This is a genomic window from Tenacibaculum discolor (assembly GCF_003664185.1).
Taxonomy (GTDB): Bacteria; Bacteroidota; Bacteroidia; order Flavobacteriales; family Flavobacteriaceae; genus Polaribacter; species Polaribacter discolor.
The window spans coordinates 412675-439386 of record NZ_RCCS01000004.1 but is presented as its reverse complement, the minus strand read 5'-3'; the positions used below and the strand labels follow the sequence as shown (position 1 = coordinate 439386).

Genomic DNA, 26712 nt, shown 5'->3' with positions numbered 1-26712 from the left:
AAAAAAGGTTTAGCAATTGCTAAACCTTTTCTATAATATCAAATTAAAATACTATTTATATATTATAAAGCAGCATCAATTTTATCAGTATATGCTTTTTTAGGAGCGGCACCTACTTGTTTGTCAACAACTTCACCATTTTTAAAAATTAATACAGTAGGGATGTTTCTTACACCATATTTAGCAGCAAACTCTTGATTTGCATCTACATCTACCTTACCAACTACAGCTTTACCGTCATATTCATTACTAATTTCATCAACGATAGGAGATACCATTCTACAAGGTCCACACCAAGCTGCCCAAAAATCTACTAATACTGGTTTGTCAGATTTTAATACTACTTCTTCAAAAGAAGCATCTGTAATTTCTAATGCCATTTTATTTATGTTTTTATCTAAGTTATTTTCTTATTTGTACAGTACAAATGTAAACAAATATTTTACCAATACAATTTTACGAAAATTACTTTTTATTATCATAATATCAATACTTTCTATTTACTTGTAAGTTTGTTTTTAAGTGTGTAAAATAATCTATAACTTTGCCGAATATTTTTGAGGAAAAATTTGACTGATTGCAACCTCATAGAACAAGAGTTCAGAATAAAAAATGCTAAAGCAGTAATTTTCTACTCCTTTTAGCGACTCAGCAATCCAAGTTTTTTCTTTATAGTTAAATTTTAAAAAGAAGTATTTATGTCATATTTTTTTACTTCAGAAAGTGTTTCTGAAGGACATCCAGATAAGGTAGCAGATCAAATATCTGATGCTTTAATAGACAATTTTTTAGCTTTTGATTCAGATTCTAAAGTAGCATGTGAAACATTGGTAACAACGGGGCAGGTAGTATTAGCAGGAGAGGTGAAGTCTTCTACTTACTTAGATGTTCAAAAAATTGCTCGTGAAGTAATTAACAAAATTGGATATACTAAAGGTGAATATATGTTTGATGGAAACTCTTGTGGAGTATTATCTGCAATTCATGAACAGTCAGATGATATTAACCGTGGAGTAGATAGATCATCAAGAGAAGAGCAGGGTGCTGGAGACCAAGGGATGATGTTTGGTTATGCGACAAACGAAACTGAGCATTATATGCCATTAGCGTTAGACTTATCACATATAATCTTAAAGGAATTAGCAACGATACGTAGAGAAAATAAAGAAATTACTTATTTACGTCCAGATGCTAAAAGTCAGGTAACAATTGAATACTCTGATGATAATGTGCCGCAACGTATTGAAGCAATCGTTGTTTCTACGCAGCATGATGATTTTGCTGATGACGAAACTATGTTAGCAAAAATTAGAAAAGATATTGTAGAGATTTTAATTCCTAGAGTTAAAGCACAATTAACTCCAGAAATTCAAGCATTGTTTAATGATGATATCAAGTATCATATCAATCCAACAGGAAAGTTTGTAATTGGAGGACCACACGGAGATACTGGGTTAACAGGTCGTAAAATTATTGTAGATACCTATGGAGGAAAAGGAGCACATGGTGGTGGAGCTTTTTCAGGAAAAGATCCAAGTAAGGTAGATCGTTCTGCTGCATACGCAACACGTCATATAGCTAAGAATTTAGTGGCTGCTGGAGTTGCTGATGAGGTACTAGTTCAAGTATCATATGCAATTGGGGTAGTGGAGCCAATGGGGATCTTTGTGGATACTTACGGAACATCAAAAGTTGACTTAACTGACGGAGAGATTGCTCAAAAAGTTTCTGAAATTTTTGATATGCGTCCACACGCTATTGAAGATCGTTTAAAGTTACGTAATCCAATGTATAGCGAAACAGCAGCTTATGGACATATGGGAAGAACTAATGAAGTAGTTTCTAAAACGTTTACGCAGCCGAATGGTGAAAGTGTAACCTTAGATGTTGAATTGTTTACTTGGGAAAAGTTAGATTATGTAGACAAGGTAAAAGAAAGTTTCGGATTGTAAGAAATGAAACAATAAACTATTAAAACTAAAAAGCCTCGACAATGTCGAGGCTTTTTAGTTTTTTACTTCACTTGAAATATAAAGGGTATTCTAGCTTGAATTCCTTTTAGGTTTTTCATTTTGTGAATATTATAGTATAATTGGTAGTTCTCATCACCCAAAGTTTCTTTAAGAATTTCTTCTTTTGAAGCTTTCATAAATGGAGAGAACTTTAGAGCTTCTTTTAAATCAGTTTTGTAATTAGGATAATTACGAACTTTGTAGTTTTCAAGTTCTGCTAATTCAGCAGCAGCTTTAATTGCGTCATTTAATCCCCCTAATTGATCTACTAAGCCATTTTTAATAGCTTCTTTACCAGTCCAAACTCTTCCTTGTGCTATTTCATTAACTTGTTCAAAGTTCATATTACGTCCAGCTGAAACACGGTTTACGAATGTAGTGTACATCTCCTCAATTCCTTCTTTTGTAACATCGTAAAACTTCTTATTCATTGGTTCAAAAACACTGTAAGAAGGACTGTTATTGGTTGAAACTTGTTCTGCGTTAATACCTATTTTATCTGTAAATTGACTAAAGTTAGGAATTGCTCCAAAAACTCCAATAGATCCAGTAATTGTAGTTGGTTCTGCAAAAATTTTACTTGCGTTACAAGCAATGTAATAACCTCCAGAAGCAGCATAATTCCCCATAGAAACAACTATAGGTTTTTCTTTTTTAGTAAGTTCTAATTCGCGCCATATTAGTTCAGAAGCTAATGCATTACCTCCAGGAGAGTTTACACGTAGTACAATAGCTTTTACATTAGTATCTTTTCTGGCTTTTCTAATGGCTTTATTAATAATTCCTTGACCGATAAAATCTTTACTACCTTCCCCGTAAATAATGTCTCCTTGTGCATAGATTACGGCAATTTTATCTTTAGCGGTTGAAGAAATCCTTCCTTTACCAGAGCTAATATAGTCTTCAATAGAAATAGTATTTACTTTTTTATCAGACCCCATAGCCAACTTTTCTTTGTACTCATCTTCGTAAATAGAAGCATCAATTAAGTTGTTTTCTTTAGCTACGGTAACGTTTCTTCCATTATAATTATCGGCAATAAGATTTAGTTTTTCAATAGAAATGTTTCTACTTTTACTAATATCATCTGTAATTTCTGACCAAATAGATTTTAAAAATGAAGTAGTTTGTTCACGATTAGCTTCACTCATTTCATTTTCTAAAAATGGCTCTACAGCACTTTTATATTTTCCGTGGCGAACAACTTCCATTTTAATCCCGTATTTATCTTCAAAATCTTTGAAATATAAAATTTCGGTAGATAAACCTCTAAAATCAATAACACCAATAGGGTTTAAAAATAAACTATCAGCAACAGAACTTAGGTAGTAATTTTTTTGAGTATAAATATCATTGTAGGCATATACAAATTTACCACTCTCTTTAAACTCTTCAATTTTGTTTCGTATAGCTTGTATTTGTGCAATACCAGCATTTATAAAAGGTGTTTTAATACTTATCCCTTTTATTTTATCATCTGTTTTTGCATTTTCAATAGCATTTATAATCTTGTTTAAAGCTAACTTTTCATCTGTTAATTCTAAAGCTTTTGCAATAGGGTTGTTTTCTTTTGGGGCATAATCTTTAATAGGAGTTGATAAATCTAATTCTAAAACCGAGTTTGATTTTACAACAACTTTTTCTTCAGCTCCGACGATTGAAGCTATTGCAAAAAAGAATACAAAAAGTAAAAAAATGGCAATAAAAAAGCCAAGAATAGAGGCAAGTAAATTTCTTAAAAACTTCATGTTGTATGGTTAATTTTTTTGAGCAAATATACAGTTTTTAGAAAGACGCCTTTTTACTAAGATTTTGCTAGTTCCAGCGATTTATTCCTAAACCTAAATTCATGCGATATTTTCGTTGTGCGAACTCAAAATAATTAAAAAGTTTATAGTTTACTTCATAACCATAATCAACGTGCGGACTATAATCAATTATATTTTCATAAATGTTTGAATTAAATTGTAGAGGATTTCTAGCTCGATAATTCCATGTATTTACATAAAGGCGGTTTTTATTTTCGAGATATTGTTGTGAATAAAAGCCTTCTGGTTTAGCAATGCTGTTTAAATAGGTAGTAAAACCAGGATCTATAATTATAATTTCATATTTTAAACTATCATTAGCAATTACAACAGGTTCCTCTTTTTGTTGAGTGTTTGAAGCATTTTTTATAGGAGTAGAACTACAAGACCATAACAAAACTCCGATAATGCTAAGAAATATAATGTGTTGTAAGGTTTTCATAATCAGTATGATTTGTAATTATAAAAGTGCAAAAATTATTCCATTTTTAATTGATTTTTAACTTGTTTAACAGTAATTTTCAGCATTAAATAATAGAAAATGAAGAAAAGGTGTTTTTGGGTTAGTGATGACCCATTATATATTGAGTATCATGATAATGAATGGGGAGTACCCGTATATGATGATGATAAATTGTTTGAGTTTTTAATATTAGAAACCTTTCAAGCAGGTTTAAGTTGGATTACGATTTTAAAGAAAAGAGAAAACTTTAGAAAGGCGTTTGATAATTTCGATTACAAAAAAATAGCAAAATACTCTGAAGATAAATATGAAGAGTTACTTCAAGATGCAGGGATTATAAGGAATAAACTAAAGATAAAAGCTACAATAACTAATGCACAATTGTTTATGAAAGTGCAAGAGGAGTTTGGGTCGTTCTCAAAATATATTTGGGATTTTACAAACGGTAAACCAATAATTAATAAGTTTGAAAAAAGGGAAGAGGTCCCGGCTACCACAGAGCTTTCTGACACTATTTCAAAAGATTTAAAAAAACGAGGATTTAAGTTTGTTGGCTCAACTGTAATTTATGCGCATATGCAAGCAACAGGAATGGTAAATGACCATACAACGGACTGTTTTAGATACCATGAAGTTTAAATTTCGTAATTTTAGCATTCAAAAAAATAAATTAAAAACTATATAAATGAAACTAAAACAAATGCTTTGTGTGTTTGCAGCAGCAGGAGTATTAACTTCTTGTGGTGTAGATGCAAAAAAAGAGCCTAAAGTAGTAGAAAAAAAGGCAAAAGAGTTTGAGTATGTTGTTGAGCAATTTGCTGATATAAAAGTATTACGCTATCAAATTCCAGGGTTTGATGAGTTAACACTAAAAGAAAAGAAGTTAGTGTACTATTTAACTCAGGCTGGTTTATCTGGACGTGATATTATGTGGGATCAAAACTACCGTCATAATCTTGAAATTAGAGCAGCTTTAGAAAACATCAATAATAACTTTAAAGGAGATAAAGAAAGCGAAGATTTTAAAGCGTTTACAACTTATTTAAAAAGAGTATGGTTTTCAAACGGAATCCATCATCATTACTCTAACGATAAGTTAAAGCCTACGTTTTCTAAAGAATACTTAGAAACGTTATTAAAAGAAACTAATACTGAGTTATCTACTGAAGCATTAGACGTTATTTTCAATGATAAAGATGTTAAAAAAGTAAACAAAAAAGCAGGAGTAGATAATGTATTAGCATCTGCAGTAAATTTTTACGGAGCTGATATTACTAGTAAAGATGTAGAAGAGTTTTATGCGAAAGCAGATAAAGGACCAGAAGGACAACCAATTGAGGCTGGATTAAATTCTAAATTAGTTCGTGAAGAAGGAAAGCTAGTTGAAAAAGTGTGGAAGTCTGGTGGAATGTACGGACAAGCAATCGATAAAATTATTTATTGGTTAGAAAAAGCTAAAGAAGTAGCAGAAAACGAAAAGCAAGCCAAAACGTTAGAGTTGTTAATCGAATACTATAAAACAGGAGATTTACATACTTGGGATGAATATGCAATTGCTTGGGTAGAATCTACAGAAGGAAACATTGATTGGATTAATGGTTTTATTGAAGTTTATAATGATCCTAAAGGGTACAGAGGTTCGTACGAAACAATCGTACAAATCAAAGACTTTGATATGTCTAAAAAAATGAAAGTATTATCAGACAATGCACAGTGGTTTGAAGATAATTCTCCGTTAGATCCAAGTCACAAAAAGAAAGATGTTGTAGGAGTATCATATAAAACAGTAAATGTTGCAGGTGAAGCAGGAGATGCGTCGCCAAGTACTCCAATTGGAGTGAATTTACCAAACAATAACTGGATTCGTCAACAACATGGTTCTAAATCAGTATCGTTAGGAAATATTATAGGTTCATATAATAATGCTGGAGGAACTGGACGTTTAAAAGAATTTGCTAATGATCAAGAAGAAATTGATTTAGAGATCAAATATGGTAAGTTAGCGGATAAATTACACACAGCATTACATGAGGTAATCGGACATGCTTCAGGTGTAATTAATGAAGGAATTGGGCAGCCAAAAGAAACGTTAAAAAATTATGCTTCTACAATGGAAGAGGGTAGAGCAGATTTAGTTGGGTTGTATTATTTAATGGATCCTAAATTACAAGAGTTAGGATTAGTTGATGACTGGCAAAAAGTTGGTAAAGCTGCTTATGACGGGTATATCAGAAATGGATTAATGACTCAGTTAATCAGAATTAACTTAGGAGATGATATTGAAGAAGACCACATGGTAAACCGTCAATGGGTTTCAGCTTGGGCTTTTGAACAAGGAGCAAAAGATAATGTAATTGAAAAAGTTACCAGAGATGGTAAGACATATTATAATATCAACGATTATGAGAAGCTTCGTGAGATTTTTGGTCGTTTATTAAAAGAAGCGCAAAGAATTAAATCAGAAGGAGATTTTGAAGCTGCAAAAGCATTAGTAGAAGGTTACGGAGTAAAAGTAGATCAAGATATTCATAAAGAAGTTTTAGATCGTAATGCACAGTTTACATCTGCTCCTTACAGCGGATTTGTAAATCCTGTATTAGAGCCAGTAACAGATGCTGATGGAAACATCACTGATATTAAGATCAAGCAACCAGAAACTTTTGAAGAGCAAATGAACTTCTATGCTAAAAACTATAATTTCTTACCAGTAAAAAACTAAGAAATTAAGTTTTAAAATAGTTGAAAATATCAAAACCGATTCTGATTAGAATCGGTTTTGTATTTTTAGAGGGATTAATAAAAGATAAATGGCAAAAAAAGTAAAAGATCCTGGTTTAGGTTATAGCTCCAGTAGTAATGCTCAAAGAATAATAAATGCAGATGGTAGCTCTAATGTTGTTCATGCAAACAGAAGGTTTGGAGCTGATGACTTGTATGCTTTTTTTATAGAATTACCGTGGTGGCAATTTTTTGCATTTATCCTCATTGGCTATTCACTATTGAATATTCTTTTTGCATTTGTATATGTGTTTATTGGGATAGAACAAATAACACCTTCAAAAGGCAATTTTTTAGACGATCTTTTAAATGGATTTTTCTTTAGTGCACAAACCCTAACAACAGTAGGGTATGGAGGAATCGCCCCTAAAGGTATTGCAGCAAATGTTATTGCAGCTTTTGAGGCAATGATTGGTTTGTTAAGTTTTTCTTTTATTACAGGATTGTTATATGGGCGTTTTTCAAAAGCAAAAGCATCTATCCGTTTTAGTGAAAATTTAATTTTAAGAGATTTTAAAGAAGGAAGAGCATTAATGTTTAGGTTAATGAATCGTCGTAAAACAGTAATGATAGAGCCAGAAATAACTGTAACTTTATCAATGTCAGAAAAAAATCCGAATGGAGAATACAAGCGTCAATTCTATGAACTTAAATTAGAAAGAAATAAAATTATGTACTTGCCGACCGTTTGGACAGTTGTACATGAAATAGATGAAAAAAGTCCGTTACATAAATATTCAAACAAAGAAATAAGTGAATTAAACGGAGTTCTTTATGTTTTAATGCAATATCATGAAGAATCTTTTGGGCAAAAAGTATATCAAATTACTTCGTACAATTTCTCTTCTCTTGAAGTAGATGTGAAGTATACATCATCATTTTATTTTGATGAAGAAGGTAATACTGTATTAGATCACTCAAAATTAAGTGAAATATCAAAAATGAATTAGAATTACCTTGTTAGTAGTTTTGATAAGAATAATAATGCAATTACTACTGCAATTCCTATTGCCACATAAATAGCTGCATTTTGATAATATTTCTTATTGTTTTTAGCATCCTTTTTGTAGCTAAAAAACATCAAAATAATAAAAGCTATTACAAATAAACTAGCAAAAATGATTCTGCCCGTAGTAAACATTTTAGCAGCAATAAGTATAAACATAAAATTGTATTTTTAGCAAAGTTAAAGAATGATTTTAGAATGGAGAAAACTAAAACAGCAATTATTTTTGGAGGTACTTCAGGTATTGGAAAAGGGCTTGTAGAAAAACTAATACAAGAAAATTATATTGTAGCGGTAACAGGTAGAAGGTTCGAAAAACTAGAAGAGCTGAAGAAAAAACATCCAAGTCAAGTACTCATTAAGCAAAATGATATACAGCAAGTAGATGAGGTTGAAAAAGTGTTTAATGAGATAGTAGAAGAATTAGGAGAAGTTCATTTAGTGATACAGTCTTCAGGAGTTGGATTTGTAAACCCAAAGTTGAACTGGGATAAACAAGAACAAACCATAAACACGAATGTTTTAGGGGTAACAAAACTATATGCTTTAGCTTATAAATTGTTTAAAAAACAAGGTTTTGGACATTTGGTAGGAATTTCATCTATAGCATCCATTAGAGGAAATAGAGCAGCGCCAGATTATTTCTCATCAAAAGCGTATCAAAAAGCATATTTAGAAAGCCTGTATATTAAAACAAAATCCATCAAAACAAAGAAAGTGTTTATTACAGATGTTCGTCCAGGATTTGTGGATACAGCAATGGCGTTAGGCGATGGTATTTTTTGGATGGTACCTCTAGAAAAAGCGGTTAGTCAAATATATTCAGCAATAAAACGAAAAAAACGAGTAGCTTATATCTCAAAAAGATGGAGCTTGATAGCTTGGGTGCTAAAAGTTGTGCCAGCAAGAGTTTTAAAAATGGCTACATAATGAAGAAAGAAAACTTAATAGTGTTTGATATTGATGATACATTAACTAAAAGTGAAAACCAACATCAAGAAGCATATGTAGAAGCAATGAAAAGTTTTGGGATAACTAAAGTTAATCAAGACTGGAAAAGCTATGAGAATGTGACTGATAGTTATATTTTAAAATGGAATTACGAAGCCAATTTTAATTCAACGTTTAATTTTTCTTTCATTCCTGAGTTTGAGGAAAAAATGACAGAACTATTATTGTCCTTCGCAAAAACAGAAGAAATACATGGAGCAGGAGAAATAGTTGATTTCTTTATGAAAGAAACCGATTATGCAATTTGTTTTGCAACGGGTTCTTTACTAAAACCAGCATTAATTAAATTAGAACAAGCAAATATAAATTTTGTGCCAAATTTAGTAGAAGCCTCAAATAATTTGTTTACAAGAGAAGAAATAGTAAACTCAGCAATTAACAAAGCAAAAAACTATTTTCAAGTTCAGGAATTTAAAAATATTATTTCGGTTGGGGATGGTATTTGGGATTTAAGAACAGCAAAAAACTTAGGAGTAAATTTCTTAGGAATTAGAAATAAAAATCTATCAGATTTTAAACAAGAAGGGATTAAGAGTCATATTGAAGACTGGACAAGATTTAACTTTCAAAAAGTAAAAACAGAGTTAGAAATCATATAAGTTATATAAAATGAAAAAAAGAATTGAAGCAGTACATGAATTTCATTCAGCATTTGGGTTAGGAATAAAAAATGAGCCAACAGCGAACATTGGAGAAGAACGAAACTTACTTCGTTTTAATTTGATGAAAGAAGAAAATGAAGAGTATTTAGAGGCTGCTCAAAATAATGATTTGGTTGAGGTAGCAGATGCTTTAGGAGATATGCTGTATATTTTATGTGGAACTATAATTGAACATGGAATGCAACATAAAATAGAAGAAGTATTCAATGAAATTCAACGAAGTAATATGAGCAAGTTAGGAGAAGATGGCAAGCCAATTTATCGTGAAGATGGTAAAGTGTTGAAAGGACCTAATTACTTTAAGCCAAATATTAAAGAAATTTTAGATAAATAAAAAAAGCTCCTCATTGAGGAGCTTTTTTACATTTTGTTTTTCTATTTATTTACCCATAATTCTTTCTAATTCTGATGTTAATGTTTTTACATTACTAACCATTTTAATAATAACACCATTAGCATCTACAATTAAATGAGTAGGATATTGTTTTACTTTTAGTTTTTTGGCCATATAATCCTTTTGTTCAGGAATAGTTGGATATTTGAACTCTTTAGTTTCTAAAAACTCAACAAGTTCATCTTTTTTATCAAAAGCCAAACTAACAAACTCTATTTTATCATCTTTGTACTTGTCTACAAGTTCATTTAATTCAGGAAACTCTTCAACGCATACCTTACAAGTAATAAACCAGCATTTAATTACTAGTAATTTACCTTTTGTATCCGCTTTGTTATGTGCTTTACCTTTTAAGTCAACAAAATTATAATCAGGAAGTTTTTTACCTTCCATTTTAAAATATTGATGAGCTATTGAAGCTTTGCTAACAATTGATTTCTTAATTTTTTCATCTGCAGAATTATCAATACCTGTAAGCTGATACAGTACTTTACCGTCTTTTTCAGATTTAACAGGAATATAGGCACCAGTACGAAGCAAGGTTAAAAAGATTCCCTTTTCCATAATAGCTCCCTCATCATCTAAAGGGGTAAAGGTTGACATTAAGTCAATATTTTCCTTTGTGTAAGCTTCCCAGTTATCAAAACTTTTCTGAATATCTTCAGTGTCAATAGAGGTTGAACTAGCTGAAGACTCATTAACAGTTAAGTTTTCTTCAGGGGCTTCCTCTTCTTCCTCAGAAGAAGTTTCTACAGTTTCTATAGGAGCAGTAACTTCACTACTTTGGGCTGTGATATTATTTCCGTTTTCTAATGAATTAGAATAAAAATCTAATCCAAAAAACGAAATAGCAAAACCAGCTCCTATTGATAATAAAGCAGGTATAATATTTCTCATTTCTTTAGAATTTTTTATTAAAATAACTTAATTCCGTTTACTAATATAGCTTTTTTAAATGAAATGATTAAATTTTAACCCTCCAGTTATGCTTGTCTTCTAATTTGTTATACTGAATGTTAAGTAGTTTTTCTTTAAAGAAAGAAGCATAAGAATCACTTACCTCAGGTAACTCAAAAGAGTCATTTTGATGTTTAAAACCTTTTATAGGGTTTATTACAGCAGCAGTACCCGAACCAAAGATTTCTTTTAGTTCACCTTTTTTTGCAGCTTCTTTAATTTCAGCAACCGATACTCTTCTTACTTCAATATCTATATTATAATCTTTTGCAAGTTGAATAATTGACTTGCGAGTAACACCATCTAAAATACGGTCATTAGTTGGTGCAGTTACTAGTTTATCTCCTATTCTAAAAAAGATATTCATAGTGCCAGCTTCTTCAAGATATTCATGTGTATTAGCATCTGTCCAAACAATTTGTTGATATCCTTCTTTATGTGCTAAACTGGTAGGATAAAACTGTGCTGCATAGTTACCAGCAGCTTTTGCAAATCCAACACCACCATCTGCAGAACGACTATACTTTTCAGCAAAAATAACACGAACCTCACCTGCATAATATGCTTGAGCAGGCGAACAAATAATGATGAATTTGTATTCCTCAGCAGGAGAAGCAGCAATAGCACCTTCAGAAGCAATAATAAATGGACGGATATATAACGAGTTTCCAACACCTTTTTTAATCCAAGCATTGTCTAACTCAAGAAGTTTTTTTAATCCTTCAAAAAATACGTTTTCAGGAACTGGAGGCATCGCTAAACGAGCACCAGATTTATTAATTCTATGAAAGTTTTCATCTGGACGAAATAAAAACACATCATCATTATCATCCTTGTAAGCTTTCATTCCTTCAAAAACAGCTTGTCCGTAATGAAAAACTCTAGCCGATGGCTCAAAAGATAAAGGCCCGTAAGGCATAATCTTTGGTGTTTTCCACTCTCCGTCGGCAAAATCACAGACTAACATGTGATCCGTAAAAGTGCGACCAAATACTAAGTTGTTAAAATCTACCGTATCTATTTTTGACTCTTTTATAAGCTCAATATCAATATTCATTGTGTTGTAGTTTTAGAAGTGCTACGAAGATACGAAATCTAGTGGTATATTTTAAGTTTAGCTCCTTGCTAGAAGAAATATAAGTATATTTGTTGAATGTTAATTTTAAAATTTTGAAAATGAAAAGACTACTAGTTTTTGCTATGGTTTTGAGCATAGCATTTATTTCTTGTAAGGTTGAAAAAAAGAATGAAACTTCTGATGTAAATAGCGCTAAAGAACAAAAAGTAGAATACGCATCATTTGGAGAAGAAATTTCAGATGCAGATGCTATTTCTGCTGAAGAAATGCGAACTAAATTCAAAAATTTAAAAAAAGGAGATACCCTAAACATAAAATTCACTTCAACAATTAATGAGGTATGTAAGAAAAAGGGATGTTGGATGAAGTTAGATTTGGGTGAAGAACAAGAATCAATGGTGCGTTTTAAAGATTATGGTTTTTTTATGCCTTTAAATGCAGATAATAAAGAGGTGATAGTAAATGGTAAAGCTTTTGTTACTGAGATTTCTGTAGATGAATTACAACATTATGCTAAAGATGCTGGAAAATCGGAAGAAGAAATAGCAAAAATTACAGAACCAAAATATACCTATGCTTTTGAAGCAGATGGAGTATTAATGAAGAAATAATGAAACAATTAATTATTGTTTTATTGGTGTCTTTGGTACTTTTTTCTTGTAAAGATAAAAAGGAAGAACAAAAAGAAGAACTTATTATGTATCAATCTTCAGAAATGGCAGCTTTAATGAATGCTATGTATGAAGGAAACATGATAATTAAGAATAAGATTCTAGAAGGAGAATCAATAGGTGATTTTCCTGAAACTTATTTGAATATTCACTCTGCAGTTTTAACAGATCCAGCAGATAGGAATATAAGTTTTGAAGCTTTTTCAAAACAGTATATTCAAAATATGCAGCAAGTGTATTCGGGGTCAAAAGATTCTTTAAAACAAAATTTTAATCAAGCAGTAAACAGTTGTATTGCCTGTCATAAAACAACTTGTACAGGACCAATACCAAGAATTAAAAAGTTACTGATTAAATAGTTTAGTTATAAAACGAGAAATTATCATAACGTCCGATGGTTCTACAACCATTCATTTACCAGATTGGAATGAACAATATCATTCTAAGCATGGCGCAATACAAGAAGCATATCATGTATTTATTAGAAATGGACTAAAGTATGTAGATACTAAAAGTGTTTCTATTTTAGAAATAGGTTTTGGTACAGGACTCAATTGTTTTATTACGCTTTTAGAAGCAGATAGAAATATTGATTATGTTGGTGTTGAAGCTTATCCAGTAGCCAAAGAAGAAGTAGAGAAACTGAACTATGTTACGGAGTTGGAAGCTAATGATAAAAGAGAACTTTTTGATAAAATTCACAAAGTTTCTTGGGAAGAAAAGCACAATATTACTCCTGATTTTTCATTGGCTAAGCGTAAACAGTTTTTTGCTGAAATAACTGATGAAAATAGTTTTGATTTGATTTATTTTGATGCTTTTGGAGCAAGAGTACAACCTGATTTGTGGACAGAAGACATTTTTAAAATTATGTTTGCTGCGTTAAAACCAGAAGGGGTTTTAGTAACCTACTCAGCTAAAGGAAGTGTACGAAGAGCAATGCAAGCAGTAGGATTTGATGTAGAGCGCTTACCCGGGCCTCCAGGAAAAAGAGAAATGTTACGAGCTACGAAAGTAGGCGAGTAATATTCAGCGTAGCTAAATGCTTCGAGGAGTAAAGCATTCAGCATAATTAATGTAGTAATTAGAAAAATAAACAAATGGAGTTTAAAAGACGCTTCGGTAACCGAAAAAAAGGAAATCCTAAAAGAGGATTGTTTCTAGTAATCTTATTAATCATTGTATTGTATTTATTTTTCAATGCAGAAAAAATTCTTGGGAGATTTTTATAAATGAAGCCATTTCAATTTAAAGAGTTTGCGGTACATCAAGATAAAACTGCAATGAAAGTTGGTACCGACGCAGTGTTGTTAGGTGCATGGTGTAATTTGGGAGATTTTCCGGATACAATGCTTGATGTTGGGTCAGGTACAGGAGTCATTTCATTAATGTTAGCACAACGAAGTGATGCAATGACTATTGATGCCGTAGAGGTTGATGGAGATGCTTATGAGCAAACTGTAGAGAATTTTGAGCAATCAGATTGGGGGGATAGGCTCTTTTGTTACAATGCTTCTTTTGTGGAATTTGCAGAAGAAATGTCTGAAGAAGAAGAAGAGTATGATATAATTGTATCCAACCCGCCATTTTATACCGATAACTACGAAACGGAAGATGTAGCGAGAAATAAAGCACGATTTACGAGTTCGCTGTCTTTTGAAGAGTTACTTAAAGGAGTGAGTGAAATACTGTCCGAAAACGGAAGATTCTCAACCATTATACCTTTTAAAGAAGAAGCGGATTTTATCAAGCTAGCTAAAAAACATAACTTATATCTAAACAGGGTTTGTAGAGTAAAAGGAAATCCAACGTCAGAAATAAAGCGTAGCTTATTAGAGCTATCATTTACTGAAAGTTCTATACAAGAAGAAGAATTAATTATAGAAACTAAAAGGCACCAGTATACTGATGCCTATATTAATCTTACAAAAGATTTTTATTTGAAAATGTAACCTTTTGTATGGTTACATTTTCGAAGCTTTAATTTTGTTCTTGTTGTGAACAATGTAGTTCCTCTGTATCTGTTTTTATAACTGCTATTGGGTTTTTATTTTCATCAATCGCAACAAAAGTGAACTCACCTTCGATGGCTTTTTCTCTATGTTGAGAGTACATCTGTTCAGTGAAAATTTTAACGGTAACTTTTAAACTTTTGTTGCCTATATAACTTACTTTTCCTACTAATTCAATAATAGTCCCAGCAGGAATAGGCTTTTTAAAATCAATTTTATCACTACTTACGGTTACAACTTTTTGTCTGCAAAATCGTGTTGCAGTAATAAAAGCAACTTCATCCATTAATTGCATGGCTGTTCCTCCGAATAGCGTATCATAATGATTGGTTGTATTTGGAAATACAGCTTTAAAAATTCGTGTTTCCGATTGAGTTATTTTTTCTTCAGTAGTCATTATTTTATATATATGTTGGTGTAATTAGTGCCTGAAAGAAATAGTTATTCAAGCACTTTTACCATTGTTAATTTACAGTTTCTAAGGTGTTAGTATTGTAGCTTAATGAAGCTTCTTTTGCAGCAGAAACCATAGCAAGTAATGCTTTTTCAGTTTCGTCCCAATGCCTAGTTTTAAGACCGCAATCAGGGTTTACCCAAAGTAGAGAAGCTGGAATAACTTTTTGAGCTTTGTGTAGTAACTCAATCATTTCTTCTTTTGAAGGAACTCTAGGTGAATGAATGTCATAAACTCCTGGACCAATTTCATTTGGATATTTAAAATCAGCAAAGGCGTTTAGTAACTCCATTTGAGATCGTGAACATTCAATTGTTATCACATCAGCATCCATATCAGCAATGTTTTGAATAATGTCGTTAAACTCTGAATAACACATATGCGTATGTATTTGTGTGGAATCATCTACACCACATGATGAAATTTTAAAAGCTTCAACAGCCCATTTTAGATAATTTTCCCAGCCCGATTTTCGTAGAGGGAGTCCTTCTCTTATAGCAGGTTCATCAATTTGAATAATTCGGATACCTGCTTTTTCAAGGTCAGCAACTTCATCGCGAATAGCCAATGCAATTTGTTTACACGTAACTGATCGAGGTTGATCATCTCGCACAAACGACCATTGTAAAATAGTAACAGGTCCAGTTAGCATTCCTTTAACCCATTTGTCAGTTAAAGATTGAGCGTACTGTGACCAATAAACAGTCATTGGATGAGGTCGGTAAACATCCCCATAAATAATAGGAGGTTTTACACAACGACTACCATAACTCTGAACCCAACCTTTTTGGGTAAAGCTTACCCCAGCAAGTTGTTCACCAAAATACTCTACCATGTCGTTTCGTTCATATTCACCATGAACTAATACGTCAAGACCTATTTTTTCTTGCCATTGAATGGTTTTTTGAGTTTCCTTTTTAAGTAAGTATTTATATTCCTCACTACTTAAGTTTCCTTTTTTATACTGAGCTCTCCAGCTTCTTACCTCTTTGGTTTGAGGGAATGAACCAATAGTTGTGGTAGGGAATAATGGTAAGTTCAACACTTTTTCTTGTGCCTTTTTACGAACAGAAAAGTCATTTTTTCTTTGAGAATCTAATTCAGTAATGGCATCAACACGCCGTTTTACATCATTGTGGTAAATTAATGTTGAGGATTTTCTGCTAGCTATAGCTTTTTTGTTTTCTTCAAAAGCGTTTAAAATACTTTCATCAGTCGTACTTTCAGATAACTTTTTTAACAAATTTACCTCTGTAAGTTTTTGTTTTGCGAAAGCAAACCACTCTTTAATTTGACTATCTAAAGATGTTTCTAAATCTAAATCACATGGAGAATGTAATAAGGAACAAGAAGGAGCTATAAAAACTCTGTCAGAACCTAATTTATCAGTAGCTTTTTGGATAAGTTGCAACGATTTTTCAAAATCATTTTTCCAAATATTTCTACCATCTACAATACCTAATGATAAAGTTTTATCTTCAGGAAGCGTGTTTAATACATCATCTAATTGTTCTTCACAACGAACTAAATCGATGTGTAGAGTATCTATAGGAAGTGTATTAGCTAATGAGAGATTGTCTTTTAAACCTTCAAAGTAAGTAGTAACTATAAACTTTAGTTTAGGGAATTTTTTTCTAATCTCATTATATATAAATTGATATGTTTCTTTGGCTTTTTCACTTAAGTCTAACGCTAAAAAAGGTTCGTCAAATTGAATCCATTCAGCGCCTTGTACTTGAAGCTCTTGTAAAATTTTAATATAAACAGGAAGTAGTTTTAAGGCTAAATCTAATTTATCAAAACCTTCCTCTTTTTCTTTACCTAAAAGGAGGTAACTAACTAAACCGATAATTACAGGTTTGGCATTAATACCTGCTTGTTTAGCTCCAACAAATTCATTAATAATTTTGCTAGAAAATAGCTCGAATTCTTGATTTTTATAAAACTCTGGAACGATATAATGGTAGTTTGTGTCAAACCATTTAGTCATTTCCATAGCAGTGATATCAAGTTCATCCTTCTGATACCCTCTTGCCATGGCAAAATAAAGATCAAGTTCAGAGTTTGAAATTTTTAAAGCTACTTCATTGTAACGTTTAGGAATAGCGCCAACAGTAAGTGTCATATCTAACACTTGATCGTAATAAGAAAAATCATTACAAGGAATAAGGTCTATACCTGCTTCTTGTTGTGTTTTCCAGTTTTGTTGACAAATGTTTCTTCCTGTTTCAAGAAGTTCTTGTAAACTAGTTTTGCCCGACCAATATTGCTCGCAGGCTTTTTTGAGTTCTCTGTTGCTACCTATACGCGGATAGCCAAGAATGTGCGTTTGCATTTTCTTTTAAACTTTTATAATTAAACATTAATTTTAAAAGCTCTTTTAGATGCTTCGCAATACTAAAAAACGATGTGATGTTTGAGGAGAAATAATGACATACCAAAAAAGCACAGCATTTCATAAGTGAAAGTGTGCGTTAAAAATATATCATCGGTATGACCCAAAAGCTTCAAATCGCGAAAGCATTGTCAATATCCGAATAGGCAGGTCTCCTGACTTATAACAGTTTTTATCATCCTTCCCGCTTTTGGCAGTGGATACTCTAGGATAAAAACCTTTGGTGTGTTACTTACAGTTGCGCGACAGTTCGTGATTTGCACACGATTCCCTATTAATCTACAGCTAAGTAAAACCTTTCCGGTTGATGAAGTATGTAAAGAACTTATCGGGGTAAATGTATGTATTATTTTTTTAGAACTGGTAATAAAAAAAGCATCAGTATACTGATGCTTTTTGAGTTTTAACAAGATTTTAAATTTTGTTATTTTTCCCAGTTTTTAAGTTGATCCAAATATAGGTAGCTTTCAACAAATTTTCTATGTTCAGTATTTGTCATAATTTCGAGTAGTTCTAAAGCCGAAATATAACTTGCTAAATTTCCGTTTGAAGATAAAAATTTACCATCTTTAATAAAAGTTACCAAGCTGTCATTTTGAACTTTTAAATTAGGGTAATCTTTTTGAAGCTGTTCACCACCACCAATCCATGTTACAATTTTATGGCCATCAGCTATACCAGATTTACCAATTAAATTAGCTCCAGCACAATTACTAACAGTGTATTTGGTTTCTTGATTTTTTGTTTTTATAAAATCTATAACTTTATCATTGTGTACTTGTGCATACATATCGTAAGCACTTGGTACAAATAAAGCTGTTAGTTTAGGGCAATTATCAAAAGTATAATCAGGAACAAAGTGCATTCCTTCTTCGGTGGTAATTGGTTTTGTTGTTTCAGCTATAGCTACTACATTAAAAAGTTGTTTACCATCTTTGTCTACTTTTCCAAATACATCTGACGTTGCTATAACTTCTCCTTGTAAAACTCCGTTAAACATTAAAAGTCCTATAGTTGGTAAATCAGGGTTAAATGGTTTTAGATGTTTAGTTAGTGTATCAGATGGAGATATAACTTGTTCAACTTCCTCAGTTTTTTTGTTGGTTTTCGATTTCTTAGAATTACAGCTGATAGCAATAATTACAAATACCAGCATTGTTATAAAGCTAATTTTTTTCATGTTTTTTTATTTTTTATCTCTTTCTGTAGGTTTAATAATCATTCTAAAATATTGGTCTTTATATATGTAGTAGCCTAACCAGTTGTATAGAGTTCTTACTTTGTTTTTAAAGTTTACAAGCCCCATGATATGTACAAAAATCCAAATTAGCCAAGCAATAAAACCTTTTAAAGATTGTTTCTGTCCGGGGAAGTCAAGTACAGCTTTGTTTCTTCCAATAATAGCCAGAGAACCTTTATCAGTGTATTGAAAAGCTTTCCATTTATTATTTTTCTTATTAAGATTTTTAGCTAAGTTTTTTGCTTGTTGTAAGGCAGGTTGCGCCAATTGTGGGTGTCCGTTAGGGTAGTTTTTGTCTCCTAGAATCAAGGCACAGTCTCCTAAGGCGTAAATATTATCATATGAATGTACTAGGTTAAATTGGTTTGTTTTTAATCTTCTACCTGCGCCGAAACTATCCTTTGAAAAACCATCAAATGTTTTAGCAGATACACCAGCTGCCCATATAAGGTTTTTAGTATGTATTTCTTCTCCGTTTGACAAATACACGGTTTCGCCATCAAAGTCATTAACCATTGTGTTCATTGTTAGCTTAACCCCTAGTTCACTTAATTTTTTGGAAGTGTATTCTTGTGCTTTTTTAGACATTGGTGCTAAAACAGAATCTTGACCATCAATTAGGTGTATTTCACCAAAATCATTTTCATCTAGCTCAGGGTAATCTTTTATTATAATTGAAGTTTTAATTTCAGCTAAAATTCCTGAGAGTTCAACTCCAGTAGGTCCAGCTCCTGCAATAACAAAAGTTAAGCACTTTTTCCTTTCTTCAGGGTTGTGGATTCTAGTAGCACGGTCAAATCGAGTTAAAATAACATTTCTAAGAGACAAGGCATCGCTAATAGTTTTCATTGGTAAACTGTACTTTTCAATGCTTTTGTTTCCAAAAAAGTTAGTTTCTGTACCAGTAGCCATTACTAAGATGTCATACTCTATTTCTCCATTACTTACCACTATTTTGTTTTCTTCTGGAACAACTTTTTCAAGAGTACCGAGTCGAAAACGGGCGTTTTTAAATTTTCTTAAAATTTTTCTGAATGGATAGCTAATTGCAGATGGCTCCATAAAACCGGTGGATACTTGGTAGATTAAAGGAGGAAAGAAATTGTAGTTGTTACTGTCTACTAAAATAATCTGATAATCTTCTGAATTTCCTAATCCTTTTATAAGTTCTAATCCAGCAAACCCGCCGCCAACAACGACAAGTTTTTTCATATTTTTCATAATGCTATTATGCCCTTAAATTAATATAAGTACAAAGGTAGTTAAGTAGGTTTTAGTAAAAAATAAACTGGCTTAAGAAAAGTTACTTTCTTTTAATTTCACTTAAGTATTCAGGAGTTAATCCTAAAAAACTAGCAGCTAAATATTGAGGAACTCGCTGTACAAATTCAGGAAAATCTTCTTTAAACCTAAAATACATTTCTTCTTTAGAGTAGCTGTTTATGTATTTTAAGCGCATTAAAGCAGCTCCATAAGCTGTTTCGTATATGTTTCGGAAGTACTTTTCTAATAAAGGGAATTGATTTAATAACGTATTATACTTTGAAGAGGAGATTGAAAAAACTACAGAATTTTCAACTGTTTCTATAGTAAAGTTAGAACGTTTTTGATTTTGAAAAGCTAAAAAATCAGTTAACCACCAATTTTCTAAAGCAAATTGTGTAGTTTTTTGATAGCCTAAATCATCAATAAAATATAATTGTAAACAGCCTTTAGCAACAAAAAATAGTTTATCGCAACGGTTACTTGTAGGTAGTAAAGTTTCTTTTTTCTTGAAGGACTGACAGTCAAAAAAAGAAAGTACTTCAGTTAATTCTTCTTCTGAAAGATCCGTGTAACTTTTAATGTGATTTTTTAAAATGCTTTCAGCCATATGTTAGTGGTAGTATTGAGGTGTAAAAATACTAACTTTATAAAGACTCTCTTTAGTTTTAAAAGGAAAAGGCACCAATATATTGGTGCCTTTTTTATTAGTTCTGGAAGATTTTATCCTTTTATGCTCTCAGGGTTATATCCTAAATAAGGTACTTCTTTTTCAACAAAATTAATTCCGTAATCTTCCAATTCTTTTAAAATTGGCTCGTATACTTCTTTGTTGATTGGTAATTGTACACCAGGAGTTGTAATATCACCATTTAAAATACGTACGGTAGCCATGGCTACAGGTAAACCAACAGTTTTTGCCATTGCAGTGTAAGTTTGATCATCACCTTTAATAACCATACTACTTTCAATTTGGAACTTATCTTCTTTGTATTGGTATCCAAAAATATGGTGCATTACAATCATATCTTTATCTTTGGCTTCAAGAGTCCAAGAATCCATCAATATTTTTTGTAAAATTTCAGCTGGAGTTGCGTTTTTCAACCCTACTTTTTTATTTGGATTGAAAATGTCTAACTCTAAAAATTTATCCCACATTAAATCATCTTGGTCTATCTTTAAGTACGAACGGAATTTCAACTCTACAGAATCAGAAGGAGAATAAGCTAAGAAAAGGTTTGTGAAATCACGATAGCTCATATTTTCAGAGTCTTCAATAGTATATGTATCATCGGTCATTCCTAATTGTACAAATACATTCCAAGCACGAGAAAAACCAACTTTACGAATAGTTCCACGATACATGGTTTTAATATCTTCTAAACCATAAATACTTCTATACTTCAAAGAATCACGGTTTGCATACGCTTCAAATTTTCCACTACCGTTAATTGTTAAAAATTCAGTTCTTCTAAATAACTTTTGGTATGGAATATACTTATAGGTTCCTTCTTGAATAAACATTGAAGCTCCACCTTGACCAGCTAATACCACATTTCTAGGATTCCAAGTAAATTTATAATTCCATAAATTAGTGTCACTTTCAGGAGCTACCAATCCACCACAAAAAGATTCAAATAATAACATTTTTCCTCCCTGTTCTTTTATACGATCAATAACTTGCATAGCACTCATATGGTCAATTCCTGGGTCAAGACCAATTTCATTCATAAACACTAATCCTTTAGCTTTAGCTTCTTCATCTAGAGCTTTCATTTCATCAGAAATATATGAAGCAGTAACCATATGTTTACCATAAGTAATACAATCTTTTGCTACTTCAATATGAAAACGAGCAGGTAACATTGAAATAACAATGTCTGCTTTTTGAATTGCATTTGAGCGTTCTTCTGCGTTAAAAACATCTAATTGAATTGCTGTAGCGTTTGAATGATTGTTAACTTTAGATTGAGCACTTTCTAATGAAACATCACCAATAGTTATATGTAGGTTTTCTTGTGAAGATTTATCTAATAAATATTTTATAAGTGAAGAGCTTGATCTACCAGCACCAATTATCAATATATTTCTCATTATAATGTATTTTTGTTATCAATAAATTTTGAGGCGACAATATCGCTAAAAAAGTTTAAATTTAAACAAAAACTAAAATAATGTATAAAAATTTAACAACAGCAGCGGTTTTAGGAGTGGTTGCTGTTATTTTAGGAGCTTTTGGAGCCCACGCCTTAAAAACGAAATTAACACCAGAAGCTTTAGAGAGTTTTGAAACCGCTGTACGCTATCAGTTTTTTCATGTACTATTATTACTTTTTGTAAACATGTTTACTCAGTTCACAAACAAAGAAAAGAACAGGATTAGTTATTTTTTAATAGCTGGGATTTTATTGTTTTCAGGATCAATTTATCTAATTTATCTAGCGAATGTTCCTGCAAAAGCAATTTGGTTTATAACACCTTTAGGAGGATTACTATTAATCGTGGGTTGGAGTCTATTAACATATAGCTTTTTTAAAAAAGTTATTAAAGGTTAAAGTTGATAAAATCTTTGTATGATTCATCTTTTTAATCAAAAAGAACTATTTTTGTCCAAAATTAAACACAACTAAAATCTTTTAAGATGACAAATCTTGATACGAAAACGATATCGTTAGATAACTTAGGCATAAAAGACGCTACGGTTCGTTATCAATTAACTTCAGACGAGTTACACGACATCACTATTGAAAAAGAACAAGGAGTAGAAACCAGTTTTGGAGCATTAGCTGTTAAAACAGGTGAGTTCACAGGTCGTTCTCCAATGGATCGTTTTATCGTTAAAGACGATATAACTAAAGACCAAGTTTGGTGGGGAGATATTAACATCCCTTTCGATTCAGAAAAATTTGACAAGCTATACGATAAAGTAACAAACTATTTATCAAACAAAGAGATATTTGTGCGTGATAGTTATGCATGTGCAGATGAAGATTACAAGCTAAATATTCGTGTTGTAAACGAATACCCATGGAGTAACATGTTTGCATACAACATGTTTTTACGCCCTACAGCAGAAGAGTTGAAAAACTTTTCTCCAGAATGGACAGTAGTAAACGCTCCAGGTTTTATGGCTGATCCAGAAGTAGATGGAACACGTCAACACAACTTTGCTATCTTAAACTTTACTAGAAAAATAGCATTAATTGGTGGTACAGGGTATACAGGAGAAATTAAGAAAGGAATTTTCTCTGCGTTAAACTTTATTTTACCAGTATTTAAAAACACGTTACCAATGCACTGTTCTGCAAACGTTGGTAAAGATGGTGATACTGCTATCTTCTTCGGGTTATCAGGTACAGGTAAAACTACTTTATCTACGGATCCAAATCGTAGTTTAATTGGTGATGATGAGCATGGTTGGACTGCTGAAAACACAATCTTCAACTTTGAAGGAGGATGTTATGCAAAAGTAATCGACTTATCTCAAGAGAAAGAGCCAGAAATTTACGGAGCAATTAAAAGAGGAGCAATCCTTGAAAATGTTGTAATGGACGATAAAGGAAATGTGGATTTTGCTGATACATCAATTACACAAAACACACGTGTAAGTTATCCAATTTATCACATTGAAAATATTCAAACACCATCTAAAGGTTCAAACCCAAAGAACATCTTCTTCTTAACAGCAGATGCTTTTGGAGTATTGCCTCCGATATCTAAATTAACACCAGGTCAAGCAGCATATCACTTTATTTCTGGGTACACAGCAAAAGTAGCAGGTACTGAGGCTGGAATTAATGAGCCATTACCAAGTTTTTCAGCTTGTTTTGGAGCTCCATTTATGCCATTACACCCAACACGTTACGCTGAAATGTTAAGCAAAAAAATGCAAGAAGCAGGAGTAAACGTTTGGTTAATTAATACTGGATGGACAGGTGGTGCTTACGGTACTGGTAGCAGAATGAAATTAAAGTACACTCGTGCTATGATTACTGAAGCTTTACAAGGTAATTTAGAAAACGTTGAATTTGTACAACATCCAATTTTTGGATTATCAATGCCAACTACTTGTGAAAATGTTCCTGATGAAGTGTTAAATCCAAAGCAAACATGGGCAGATAAAGATGCTTATGATGCAAAAGCTATGGAGTTAGCTAATTCATTCAGAAAGAACTTTGCTCAGTTTGAAGAAATGGCAAGCGAGGAAATTATTAAAGGTGGACCAATAGCGTAACCTTTAAAACATAAATACAAAGAAAGCATCCACTATGGATGCTTTTTTTATGGAAAATACTCAGTATTTTAGCAATAAATAAATTTTAGCATGATTGTACAGGGAAATATAGTCGATATACATAATAAACGAATCTTTAAAGGAGAAGTTGAGGTTAAAGAAGGAAAGATTATACAAATTAGAGAGGTAGAAAACACTTCAGAAAATTATATTTTACCTGGATTTATAGATGCACATATTCATATTGAAAGCTCGATGTTAGTGCCATCAGAGTTTGCAAAAATAGCGGTAACTCATGGTACCGTAGCTACGGTATCTGACCCACATGAAATAGCCAATGTGCTAGGTGTGAAAGGAGTTGACTTTATGATTGAAAACGGAAAGAAAGTTCCGTTAAAATTCAATTTTGGAGCGCCATCATGCGTGCCAGCAACTTCTTTTGAAAGTGCAGGAGCGGTAATTGATTCAGAAGACATCAAAAAAATGATGCAGAACCCTGATATCAAATATTTAGCAGAGATGATGAACTACCCAGGAGTCATTTATCAAGATGAAGAAGTGTTGAAAAAAATAGCTTGGGCAAAACATTATAATAAACTAGTAGATGGACATGCACCAGGATTAAGAGGAGAGGATTTAGATAAATACATAGCAGCAGGAATTTATACCGATCACGAATGTTTCACTTATGAAGAAGGATTAGAAAAATTACAAAAAGGAATGAAAGTCATCATTCGAGAAGGGAGTGCTGCAAAAAACTTTGAAGCACTGATTGATTTACTTCCTGAATATTATGAGAACATGATGTTTTGTTCTGATGATAAGCATCCAGATGATTTGTTATTAGGACATATCAACCAATTATGTGAGCGTGCAGTAGCGAAAGGAATAGATGTTTTTAAAGTATTACAAGCTGCTTGTATCAATCCGGTAAAACATTATAATTTGGATGTAGGAACTTTAAACGAAGAAGATGATGCTGATTTTATAGTAGTAAAAGACTTACAAAAGTTTGAGGTGTTACAAACCTATATCAATGGGGAATTAGTAGCCGAAAAAGGAGAGTCATTCGTACAACATGTAGACTTTGAAGTACTAAATAATTTTGATACTGATAAAAAAAATATTGCTGATTTTGAGTTTCATTCAGCGTCTGAAAAGATTCGAGTTATTGAGGCCTTAGATGGAGAATTAGTGACGAATGAAATAGAAGCAGATTCTTTAATAAAAGATGGAAATTTAGTTTCAAATGTAGAGAATGATGTATTGAAAATGACGGTAGTAAACCGTTATGAAAATGCAGAACCATCCATAGCCTTTATTAAAAACTTCGGACTAAAAGAAGGAGCCATAGCAAGTTCTGTTGGTCATGATTCACATAATATTATTGCAGTAGGAGTATCTGATGAATTGATTTGCAAAGCAGTTAATTTATTAATAGAAAACAAAGGAGGTGTTTGTGCGGTAACTTCTTCTGAAGAAAAAGTAGTTCCTCTTCCAGTAGCAGGAATTATGTCAGATAAGTCAGCTATTGAAATAGGGAAAGCCTATGCAGAATTAGACGTCATGGCAAAAAAGCAAGGAAGTAAACTACGAGCTCCATATATGACCTTATCTTTTATGGCATTGTTGGTAATTCCATCTTTAAAGCTATCAGACAAAGGACTGTTTGATGGAAACACATTTAAATTTACCTCTTTAGAGGTTAAATAACCTGAAGTTTGAAGACAGAAAAAATTATATTAGGGATTGACCCAGGAACTTCCATTATGGGGTTCGGAATTATAAAGGTAGTAGGAAAAAAAATGGAGTTTGTCCAGATGAATGAACTACTCTTAAAAAAGTATGACGATCATTATTTAAAACTCAAAATTATTTTTGAACGTACCATTGAATTGATTGATACTTATCACCCAGATGAAATAGCTTTAGAAGCTCCTTTTTTTGGTAAAAATGTACAATCGATGTTAAAATTAGGACGTGCGCAAGGTGTTGCCATGGCAGCAGGATTGTCAAGACAAATTCCTGTAACCGAATACGCACCTAAGAAAATTAAAATGGCAATTACAGGAAAAGGGACAGCGAGTAAAGAACAAGTAGCCCTAATGTTAAAGTCGTTATTGAACTTAAAAGAACTCCCTAAAAACTTAGATTCAACAGATGGATTAGCTGCAGCGGTGTGTCATTTCTATAATTCAGGAACTAAAGTAGGAGGTAAGAACTATACAGGTTGGGCAGCGTTTGTAAAACAGAACCCAGGAAAAGTGAAATAAT

Annotated in this window: 27 protein-coding genes and 1 riboswitch; of the genes, 15 read left to right on the top strand and 12 right to left on the bottom strand. The window is 32.1% G+C overall.

Going from position 1 to position 26712, the window contains the following annotated elements; translation table 11 throughout:
• Nucleotides 1-62: 62 nt before the first annotated feature.
• Entirely contained in the window at nucleotides 63-380 is a 318-nt protein-coding gene (gene trxA, locus C8N27_RS02555; protein ID WP_028892415.1) for a thioredoxin, read from the bottom strand.
• 318 nt (nucleotides 381-698) lie between these two features.
• Between trxA and metK the strand changes: the two genes are divergently transcribed.
• Entirely contained in the window at nucleotides 699-1952 is a 1254-nt protein-coding gene (gene metK / locus C8N27_RS02550) for a methionine adenosyltransferase (protein ID WP_121146154.1), read from the top strand.
• Nucleotides 1953-2014: 62 nt separating this feature from the next.
• On the opposite strand, the gene sppA is transcribed toward metK, so the two are convergent.
• Both sppA and C8N27_RS02540 read right to left on the bottom strand, forming a co-directional pair.
• Entirely contained in the window at nucleotides 2015-3760 is a 1746-nt protein-coding gene (sppA, locus tag C8N27_RS02545; RefSeq protein WP_121146153.1) for a signal peptide peptidase SppA, read from the bottom strand.
• Nucleotides 3761-3827: 67 nt separating this feature from the next.
• Nucleotides 3828-4262: a DUF6146 family protein gene (locus C8N27_RS02540; protein ID WP_121146152.1), complete on the bottom strand. Its 435-nt coding sequence runs from the start codon at nucleotides 4260-4262 to the stop codon at nucleotides 3828-3830.
• A 99-nt stretch (nucleotides 4263-4361) separates the two neighbouring features.
• Here C8N27_RS02540 and C8N27_RS02535 point away from each other — a divergent pair, with 99 nt between their 5' ends.
• The 3 genes from C8N27_RS02535 to C8N27_RS02525 all read left to right on the top strand — a co-directional run bounded on the left by C8N27_RS02535 (nucleotide 4362) and on the right by C8N27_RS02525 (nucleotide 8011).
• Entirely contained in the window at nucleotides 4362-4922 is a 561-nt protein-coding gene (locus C8N27_RS02535) for a DNA-3-methyladenine glycosylase I (RefSeq protein WP_121146151.1), read from the top strand.
• 46 nt (nucleotides 4923-4968) lie between these two features.
• The gene (locus C8N27_RS02530) at nucleotides 4969-7002 is read left to right on the top strand and encodes a dipeptidyl-peptidase 3 family protein (protein WP_121146150.1); all 2034 of its coding nucleotides are present in this window, start codon (nucleotides 4969-4971) and stop codon (nucleotides 7000-7002) included.
• 88 nt (nucleotides 7003-7090) lie between these two features.
• Nucleotides 7091-8011, top strand: a complete 921-nt coding sequence (locus C8N27_RS02525; protein ID WP_121146149.1) for an ion channel — start codon at nucleotides 7091-7093, stop codon at nucleotides 8009-8011.
• Nucleotides 8012-8013: 2 nt separating this feature from the next.
• On the opposite strand, the gene C8N27_RS02520 is transcribed toward C8N27_RS02525, so the two are convergent.
• On the bottom strand, nucleotides 8014-8226 hold the full coding sequence (locus C8N27_RS02520) for a hypothetical protein (protein WP_237270910.1): 213 nt from the start codon (nucleotides 8224-8226) through the stop codon (nucleotides 8014-8016).
• 39 nt (nucleotides 8227-8265) lie between these two features.
• Between C8N27_RS02520 and C8N27_RS02515 the strand changes: the two genes are divergently transcribed.
• From C8N27_RS02515 to C8N27_RS02505, 3 genes are read left to right on the top strand one after another with little or no spacing between them, the layout of a single operon-like run.
• Nucleotides 8266-8997, top strand: coding sequence for an SDR family NAD(P)-dependent oxidoreductase (locus tag C8N27_RS02515; RefSeq protein WP_121146148.1), 732 nt, complete (start codon nucleotides 8266-8268; stop codon nucleotides 8995-8997).
• The gene (locus tag C8N27_RS02510; protein ID WP_167444712.1) at nucleotides 8997-9677 is read left to right on the top strand and encodes an HAD family hydrolase; all 681 of its coding nucleotides are present in this window, start codon (nucleotides 8997-8999) and stop codon (nucleotides 9675-9677) included. Before C8N27_RS02515 ends, C8N27_RS02510 begins: the two co-directional genes overlap by 1 nt.
• A gap of 10 nt (nucleotides 9678-9687) precedes the next feature.
• Nucleotides 9688-10074, top strand: a complete 387-nt coding sequence (locus C8N27_RS02505) for a pyrophosphohydrolase domain-containing protein (RefSeq protein ID WP_028892423.1) — start codon at nucleotides 9688-9690, stop codon at nucleotides 10072-10074.
• Between the two features lie 45 nt (nucleotides 10075-10119).
• Here C8N27_RS02505 and C8N27_RS02500 read toward each other — a convergent pair whose 3' ends face one another.
• Nucleotides 10120-11031 (bottom strand): TlpA family protein disulfide reductase, encoded by a 912-nt coding sequence (locus C8N27_RS02500; protein WP_121146146.1) that lies wholly within the window; start codon nucleotides 11029-11031, stop codon nucleotides 10120-10122.
• Nucleotides 11032-11098: 67 nt separating this feature from the next.
• Nucleotides 11099-12148 (bottom strand): branched-chain amino acid aminotransferase, encoded by a 1050-nt coding sequence (locus C8N27_RS02495; RefSeq protein ID WP_121146145.1) that lies wholly within the window; start codon nucleotides 12146-12148, stop codon nucleotides 11099-11101.
• A gap of 119 nt (nucleotides 12149-12267) precedes the next feature.
• Between C8N27_RS02495 and C8N27_RS02490 the strand changes: the two genes are divergently transcribed.
• From C8N27_RS02490 to C8N27_RS02475, 4 genes are all read left to right on the top strand, one after another.
• Nucleotides 12268-12780 carry a DUF4920 domain-containing protein gene (locus tag C8N27_RS02490; RefSeq protein WP_121146144.1) on the top strand — a complete coding sequence of 171 codons (513 nt, stop codon included), beginning with the start codon at nucleotides 12268-12270 and terminating at the stop codon, nucleotides 12778-12780.
• Nucleotides 12780-13199: a hypothetical protein gene (locus tag C8N27_RS02485; RefSeq protein WP_121146143.1), complete on the top strand. Its 420-nt coding sequence runs from the start codon at nucleotides 12780-12782 to the stop codon at nucleotides 13197-13199. The genes C8N27_RS02490 and C8N27_RS02485 overlap by 1 nt, the downstream gene beginning before the upstream one ends.
• Nucleotides 13200-13206: 7 nt before the next feature.
• Complete coding sequence (gene mnmD / locus C8N27_RS02480) at nucleotides 13207-13866, top strand: tRNA (5-methylaminomethyl-2-thiouridine)(34)-methyltransferase MnmC2 (protein WP_121146142.1); 660 nt, start codon at nucleotides 13207-13209, stop codon at nucleotides 13864-13866.
• 206 nt (nucleotides 13867-14072) lie between these two features.
• Nucleotides 14073-14792 carry a tRNA1(Val) (adenine(37)-N6)-methyltransferase gene (locus tag C8N27_RS02475; protein WP_121146141.1) on the top strand — a complete coding sequence of 240 codons (720 nt, stop codon included), beginning with the start codon at nucleotides 14073-14075 and terminating at the stop codon, nucleotides 14790-14792.
• A 28-nt stretch (nucleotides 14793-14820) separates the two neighbouring features.
• Here the strand turns inward: C8N27_RS02475 and C8N27_RS02470 are convergent, their stop codons facing one another.
• From C8N27_RS02470 to C8N27_RS02445, 6 genes are all read right to left on the bottom strand, one after another.
• Nucleotides 14821-15249: an acyl-CoA thioesterase gene (locus C8N27_RS02470; RefSeq protein WP_099215871.1), complete on the bottom strand. Its 429-nt coding sequence runs from the start codon at nucleotides 15247-15249 to the stop codon at nucleotides 14821-14823.
• A 67-nt stretch (nucleotides 15250-15316) separates the two neighbouring features.
• Entirely contained in the window at nucleotides 15317-17641 is a 2325-nt protein-coding gene (gene metE / locus C8N27_RS02465; protein WP_121146140.1) for a 5-methyltetrahydropteroyltriglutamate--homocysteine S-methyltransferase, read from the bottom strand.
• Nucleotides 17642-17829: 188 nt separating this feature from the next.
• Nucleotides 17830-18016, bottom strand: a riboswitch (cobalamin riboswitch).
• A 109-nt stretch (nucleotides 18017-18125) separates the two neighbouring features.
• Nucleotides 18126-18881: a DJ-1/PfpI family protein gene (locus C8N27_RS02460; RefSeq protein WP_121146139.1), complete on the bottom strand. Its 756-nt coding sequence runs from the start codon at nucleotides 18879-18881 to the stop codon at nucleotides 18126-18128.
• Nucleotides 18882-18887: 6 nt separating this feature from the next.
• Nucleotides 18888-20162, bottom strand: a complete 1275-nt coding sequence (locus tag C8N27_RS02455; RefSeq protein ID WP_099215874.1) for an NAD(P)/FAD-dependent oxidoreductase — start codon at nucleotides 20160-20162, stop codon at nucleotides 18888-18890.
• Between the two features lie 82 nt (nucleotides 20163-20244).
• Complete coding sequence (locus C8N27_RS02450; RefSeq protein WP_121146138.1) at nucleotides 20245-20814, bottom strand: Crp/Fnr family transcriptional regulator; 570 nt, start codon at nucleotides 20812-20814, stop codon at nucleotides 20245-20247.
• A 113-nt stretch (nucleotides 20815-20927) separates the two neighbouring features.
• The gene (locus tag C8N27_RS02445) at nucleotides 20928-22298 is read right to left on the bottom strand and encodes a saccharopine dehydrogenase family protein (RefSeq protein WP_099215876.1); all 1371 of its coding nucleotides are present in this window, start codon (nucleotides 22296-22298) and stop codon (nucleotides 20928-20930) included.
• Nucleotides 22299-22378: 80 nt separating this feature from the next.
• Here C8N27_RS02445 and C8N27_RS02440 point away from each other — a divergent pair, with 80 nt between their 5' ends.
• From C8N27_RS02440 to ruvC, 4 genes are all read left to right on the top strand, one after another.
• Nucleotides 22379-22759 carry a DUF423 domain-containing protein gene (locus tag C8N27_RS02440; protein WP_099215877.1) on the top strand — a complete coding sequence of 127 codons (381 nt, stop codon included), beginning with the start codon at nucleotides 22379-22381 and terminating at the stop codon, nucleotides 22757-22759.
• An 86-nt stretch (nucleotides 22760-22845) separates the two neighbouring features.
• Nucleotides 22846-24438 (top strand): phosphoenolpyruvate carboxykinase (ATP), encoded by a 1593-nt coding sequence (gene pckA, locus C8N27_RS02435; protein ID WP_099215878.1) that lies wholly within the window; start codon nucleotides 22846-22848, stop codon nucleotides 24436-24438.
• A gap of 90 nt (nucleotides 24439-24528) precedes the next feature.
• A complete protein-coding gene (gene ade, locus C8N27_RS02430; RefSeq protein WP_121146137.1) occupies nucleotides 24529-26151 on the top strand; it encodes an adenine deaminase in 1623 nt (540 codons plus the stop codon).
• An 8-nt stretch (nucleotides 26152-26159) separates the two neighbouring features.
• Complete coding sequence (gene ruvC / locus C8N27_RS02425; protein ID WP_121146136.1) at nucleotides 26160-26711, top strand: crossover junction endodeoxyribonuclease RuvC; 552 nt, start codon at nucleotides 26160-26162, stop codon at nucleotides 26709-26711.
• Nucleotide 26712 lies beyond the last annotated feature (1 nt).

Excerpts from the sequence above, each read along its gene's own strand:
- trxA (WP_028892415.1), bottom strand. The coding sequence starts at position 380 with ATGGCATTAGAAATTACAGATGCTTCTTTTGAAGAAGTAGTATTAAAA.
- metK (WP_121146154.1), top strand. The coding sequence starts at position 699 with ATGTCATATTTTTTTACTTCAGAAAGTGTTTCTGAAGGACATCCAGAT.
- sppA (WP_121146153.1), bottom strand. The coding sequence starts at position 3,760 with ATGAAGTTTTTAAGAAATTTACTTGCCTCTATTCTTGGCTTTTTTATT.
- C8N27_RS02540 (WP_121146152.1), bottom strand. The coding sequence starts at position 4,262 with ATGAAAACCTTACAACACATTATATTTCTTAGCATTATCGGAGTTTTG.
- C8N27_RS02535 (WP_121146151.1), top strand. The coding sequence starts at position 4,362 with ATGAAGAAAAGGTGTTTTTGGGTTAGTGATGACCCATTATATATTGAG.
- C8N27_RS02530 (WP_121146150.1), top strand. The coding sequence starts at position 4,969 with ATGAAACTAAAACAAATGCTTTGTGTGTTTGCAGCAGCAGGAGTATTA.
- C8N27_RS02525 (WP_121146149.1), top strand. The coding sequence starts at position 7,091 with ATGGCAAAAAAAGTAAAAGATCCTGGTTTAGGTTATAGCTCCAGTAGT.
- C8N27_RS02520 (WP_237270910.1), bottom strand. The coding sequence starts at position 8,226 with ATGTTTATACTTATTGCTGCTAAAATGTTTACTACGGGCAGAATCATT.
- C8N27_RS02515 (WP_121146148.1), top strand. The coding sequence starts at position 8,266 with ATGGAGAAAACTAAAACAGCAATTATTTTTGGAGGTACTTCAGGTATT.
- C8N27_RS02510 (WP_167444712.1), top strand. The coding sequence starts at position 8,997 with ATGAAGAAAGAAAACTTAATAGTGTTTGATATTGATGATACATTAACT.
- C8N27_RS02505 (WP_028892423.1), top strand. The coding sequence starts at position 9,688 with ATGAAAAAAAGAATTGAAGCAGTACATGAATTTCATTCAGCATTTGGG.
- C8N27_RS02500 (WP_121146146.1), bottom strand. The coding sequence starts at position 11,031 with ATGAGAAATATTATACCTGCTTTATTATCAATAGGAGCTGGTTTTGCT.
- C8N27_RS02495 (WP_121146145.1), bottom strand. The coding sequence starts at position 12,148 with ATGAATATTGATATTGAGCTTATAAAAGAGTCAAAAATAGATACGGTA.
- C8N27_RS02490 (WP_121146144.1), top strand. The coding sequence starts at position 12,268 with ATGAAAAGACTACTAGTTTTTGCTATGGTTTTGAGCATAGCATTTATT.
- C8N27_RS02485 (WP_121146143.1), top strand. The coding sequence starts at position 12,780 with ATGAAACAATTAATTATTGTTTTATTGGTGTCTTTGGTACTTTTTTCT.
- C8N27_RS02475 (WP_121146141.1), top strand. The coding sequence starts at position 14,073 with ATGAAGCCATTTCAATTTAAAGAGTTTGCGGTACATCAAGATAAAACT.
- C8N27_RS02470 (WP_099215871.1), bottom strand. The coding sequence starts at position 15,249 with ATGACTACTGAAGAAAAAATAACTCAATCGGAAACACGAATTTTTAAA.
- metE (WP_121146140.1), bottom strand. The coding sequence starts at position 17,641 with ATGCAAACGCACATTCTTGGCTATCCGCGTATAGGTAGCAACAGAGAA.
- C8N27_RS02460 (WP_121146139.1), bottom strand. The coding sequence starts at position 18,881 with ATGAAAAAAATTAGCTTTATAACAATGCTGGTATTTGTAATTATTGCT.
- C8N27_RS02455 (WP_099215874.1), bottom strand. The coding sequence starts at position 20,162 with ATGAAAAATATGAAAAAACTTGTCGTTGTTGGCGGCGGGTTTGCTGGA.
- C8N27_RS02450 (WP_121146138.1), bottom strand. The coding sequence starts at position 20,814 with ATGGCTGAAAGCATTTTAAAAAATCACATTAAAAGTTACACGGATCTT.
- C8N27_RS02445 (WP_099215876.1), bottom strand. The coding sequence starts at position 22,298 with ATGAGAAATATATTGATAATTGGTGCTGGTAGATCAAGCTCTTCACTT.
- C8N27_RS02440 (WP_099215877.1), top strand. The coding sequence starts at position 22,379 with ATGTATAAAAATTTAACAACAGCAGCGGTTTTAGGAGTGGTTGCTGTT.
- pckA (WP_099215878.1), top strand. The coding sequence starts at position 22,846 with ATGACAAATCTTGATACGAAAACGATATCGTTAGATAACTTAGGCATA.
- ade (WP_121146137.1), top strand. The coding sequence starts at position 24,529 with ATGATTGTACAGGGAAATATAGTCGATATACATAATAAACGAATCTTT.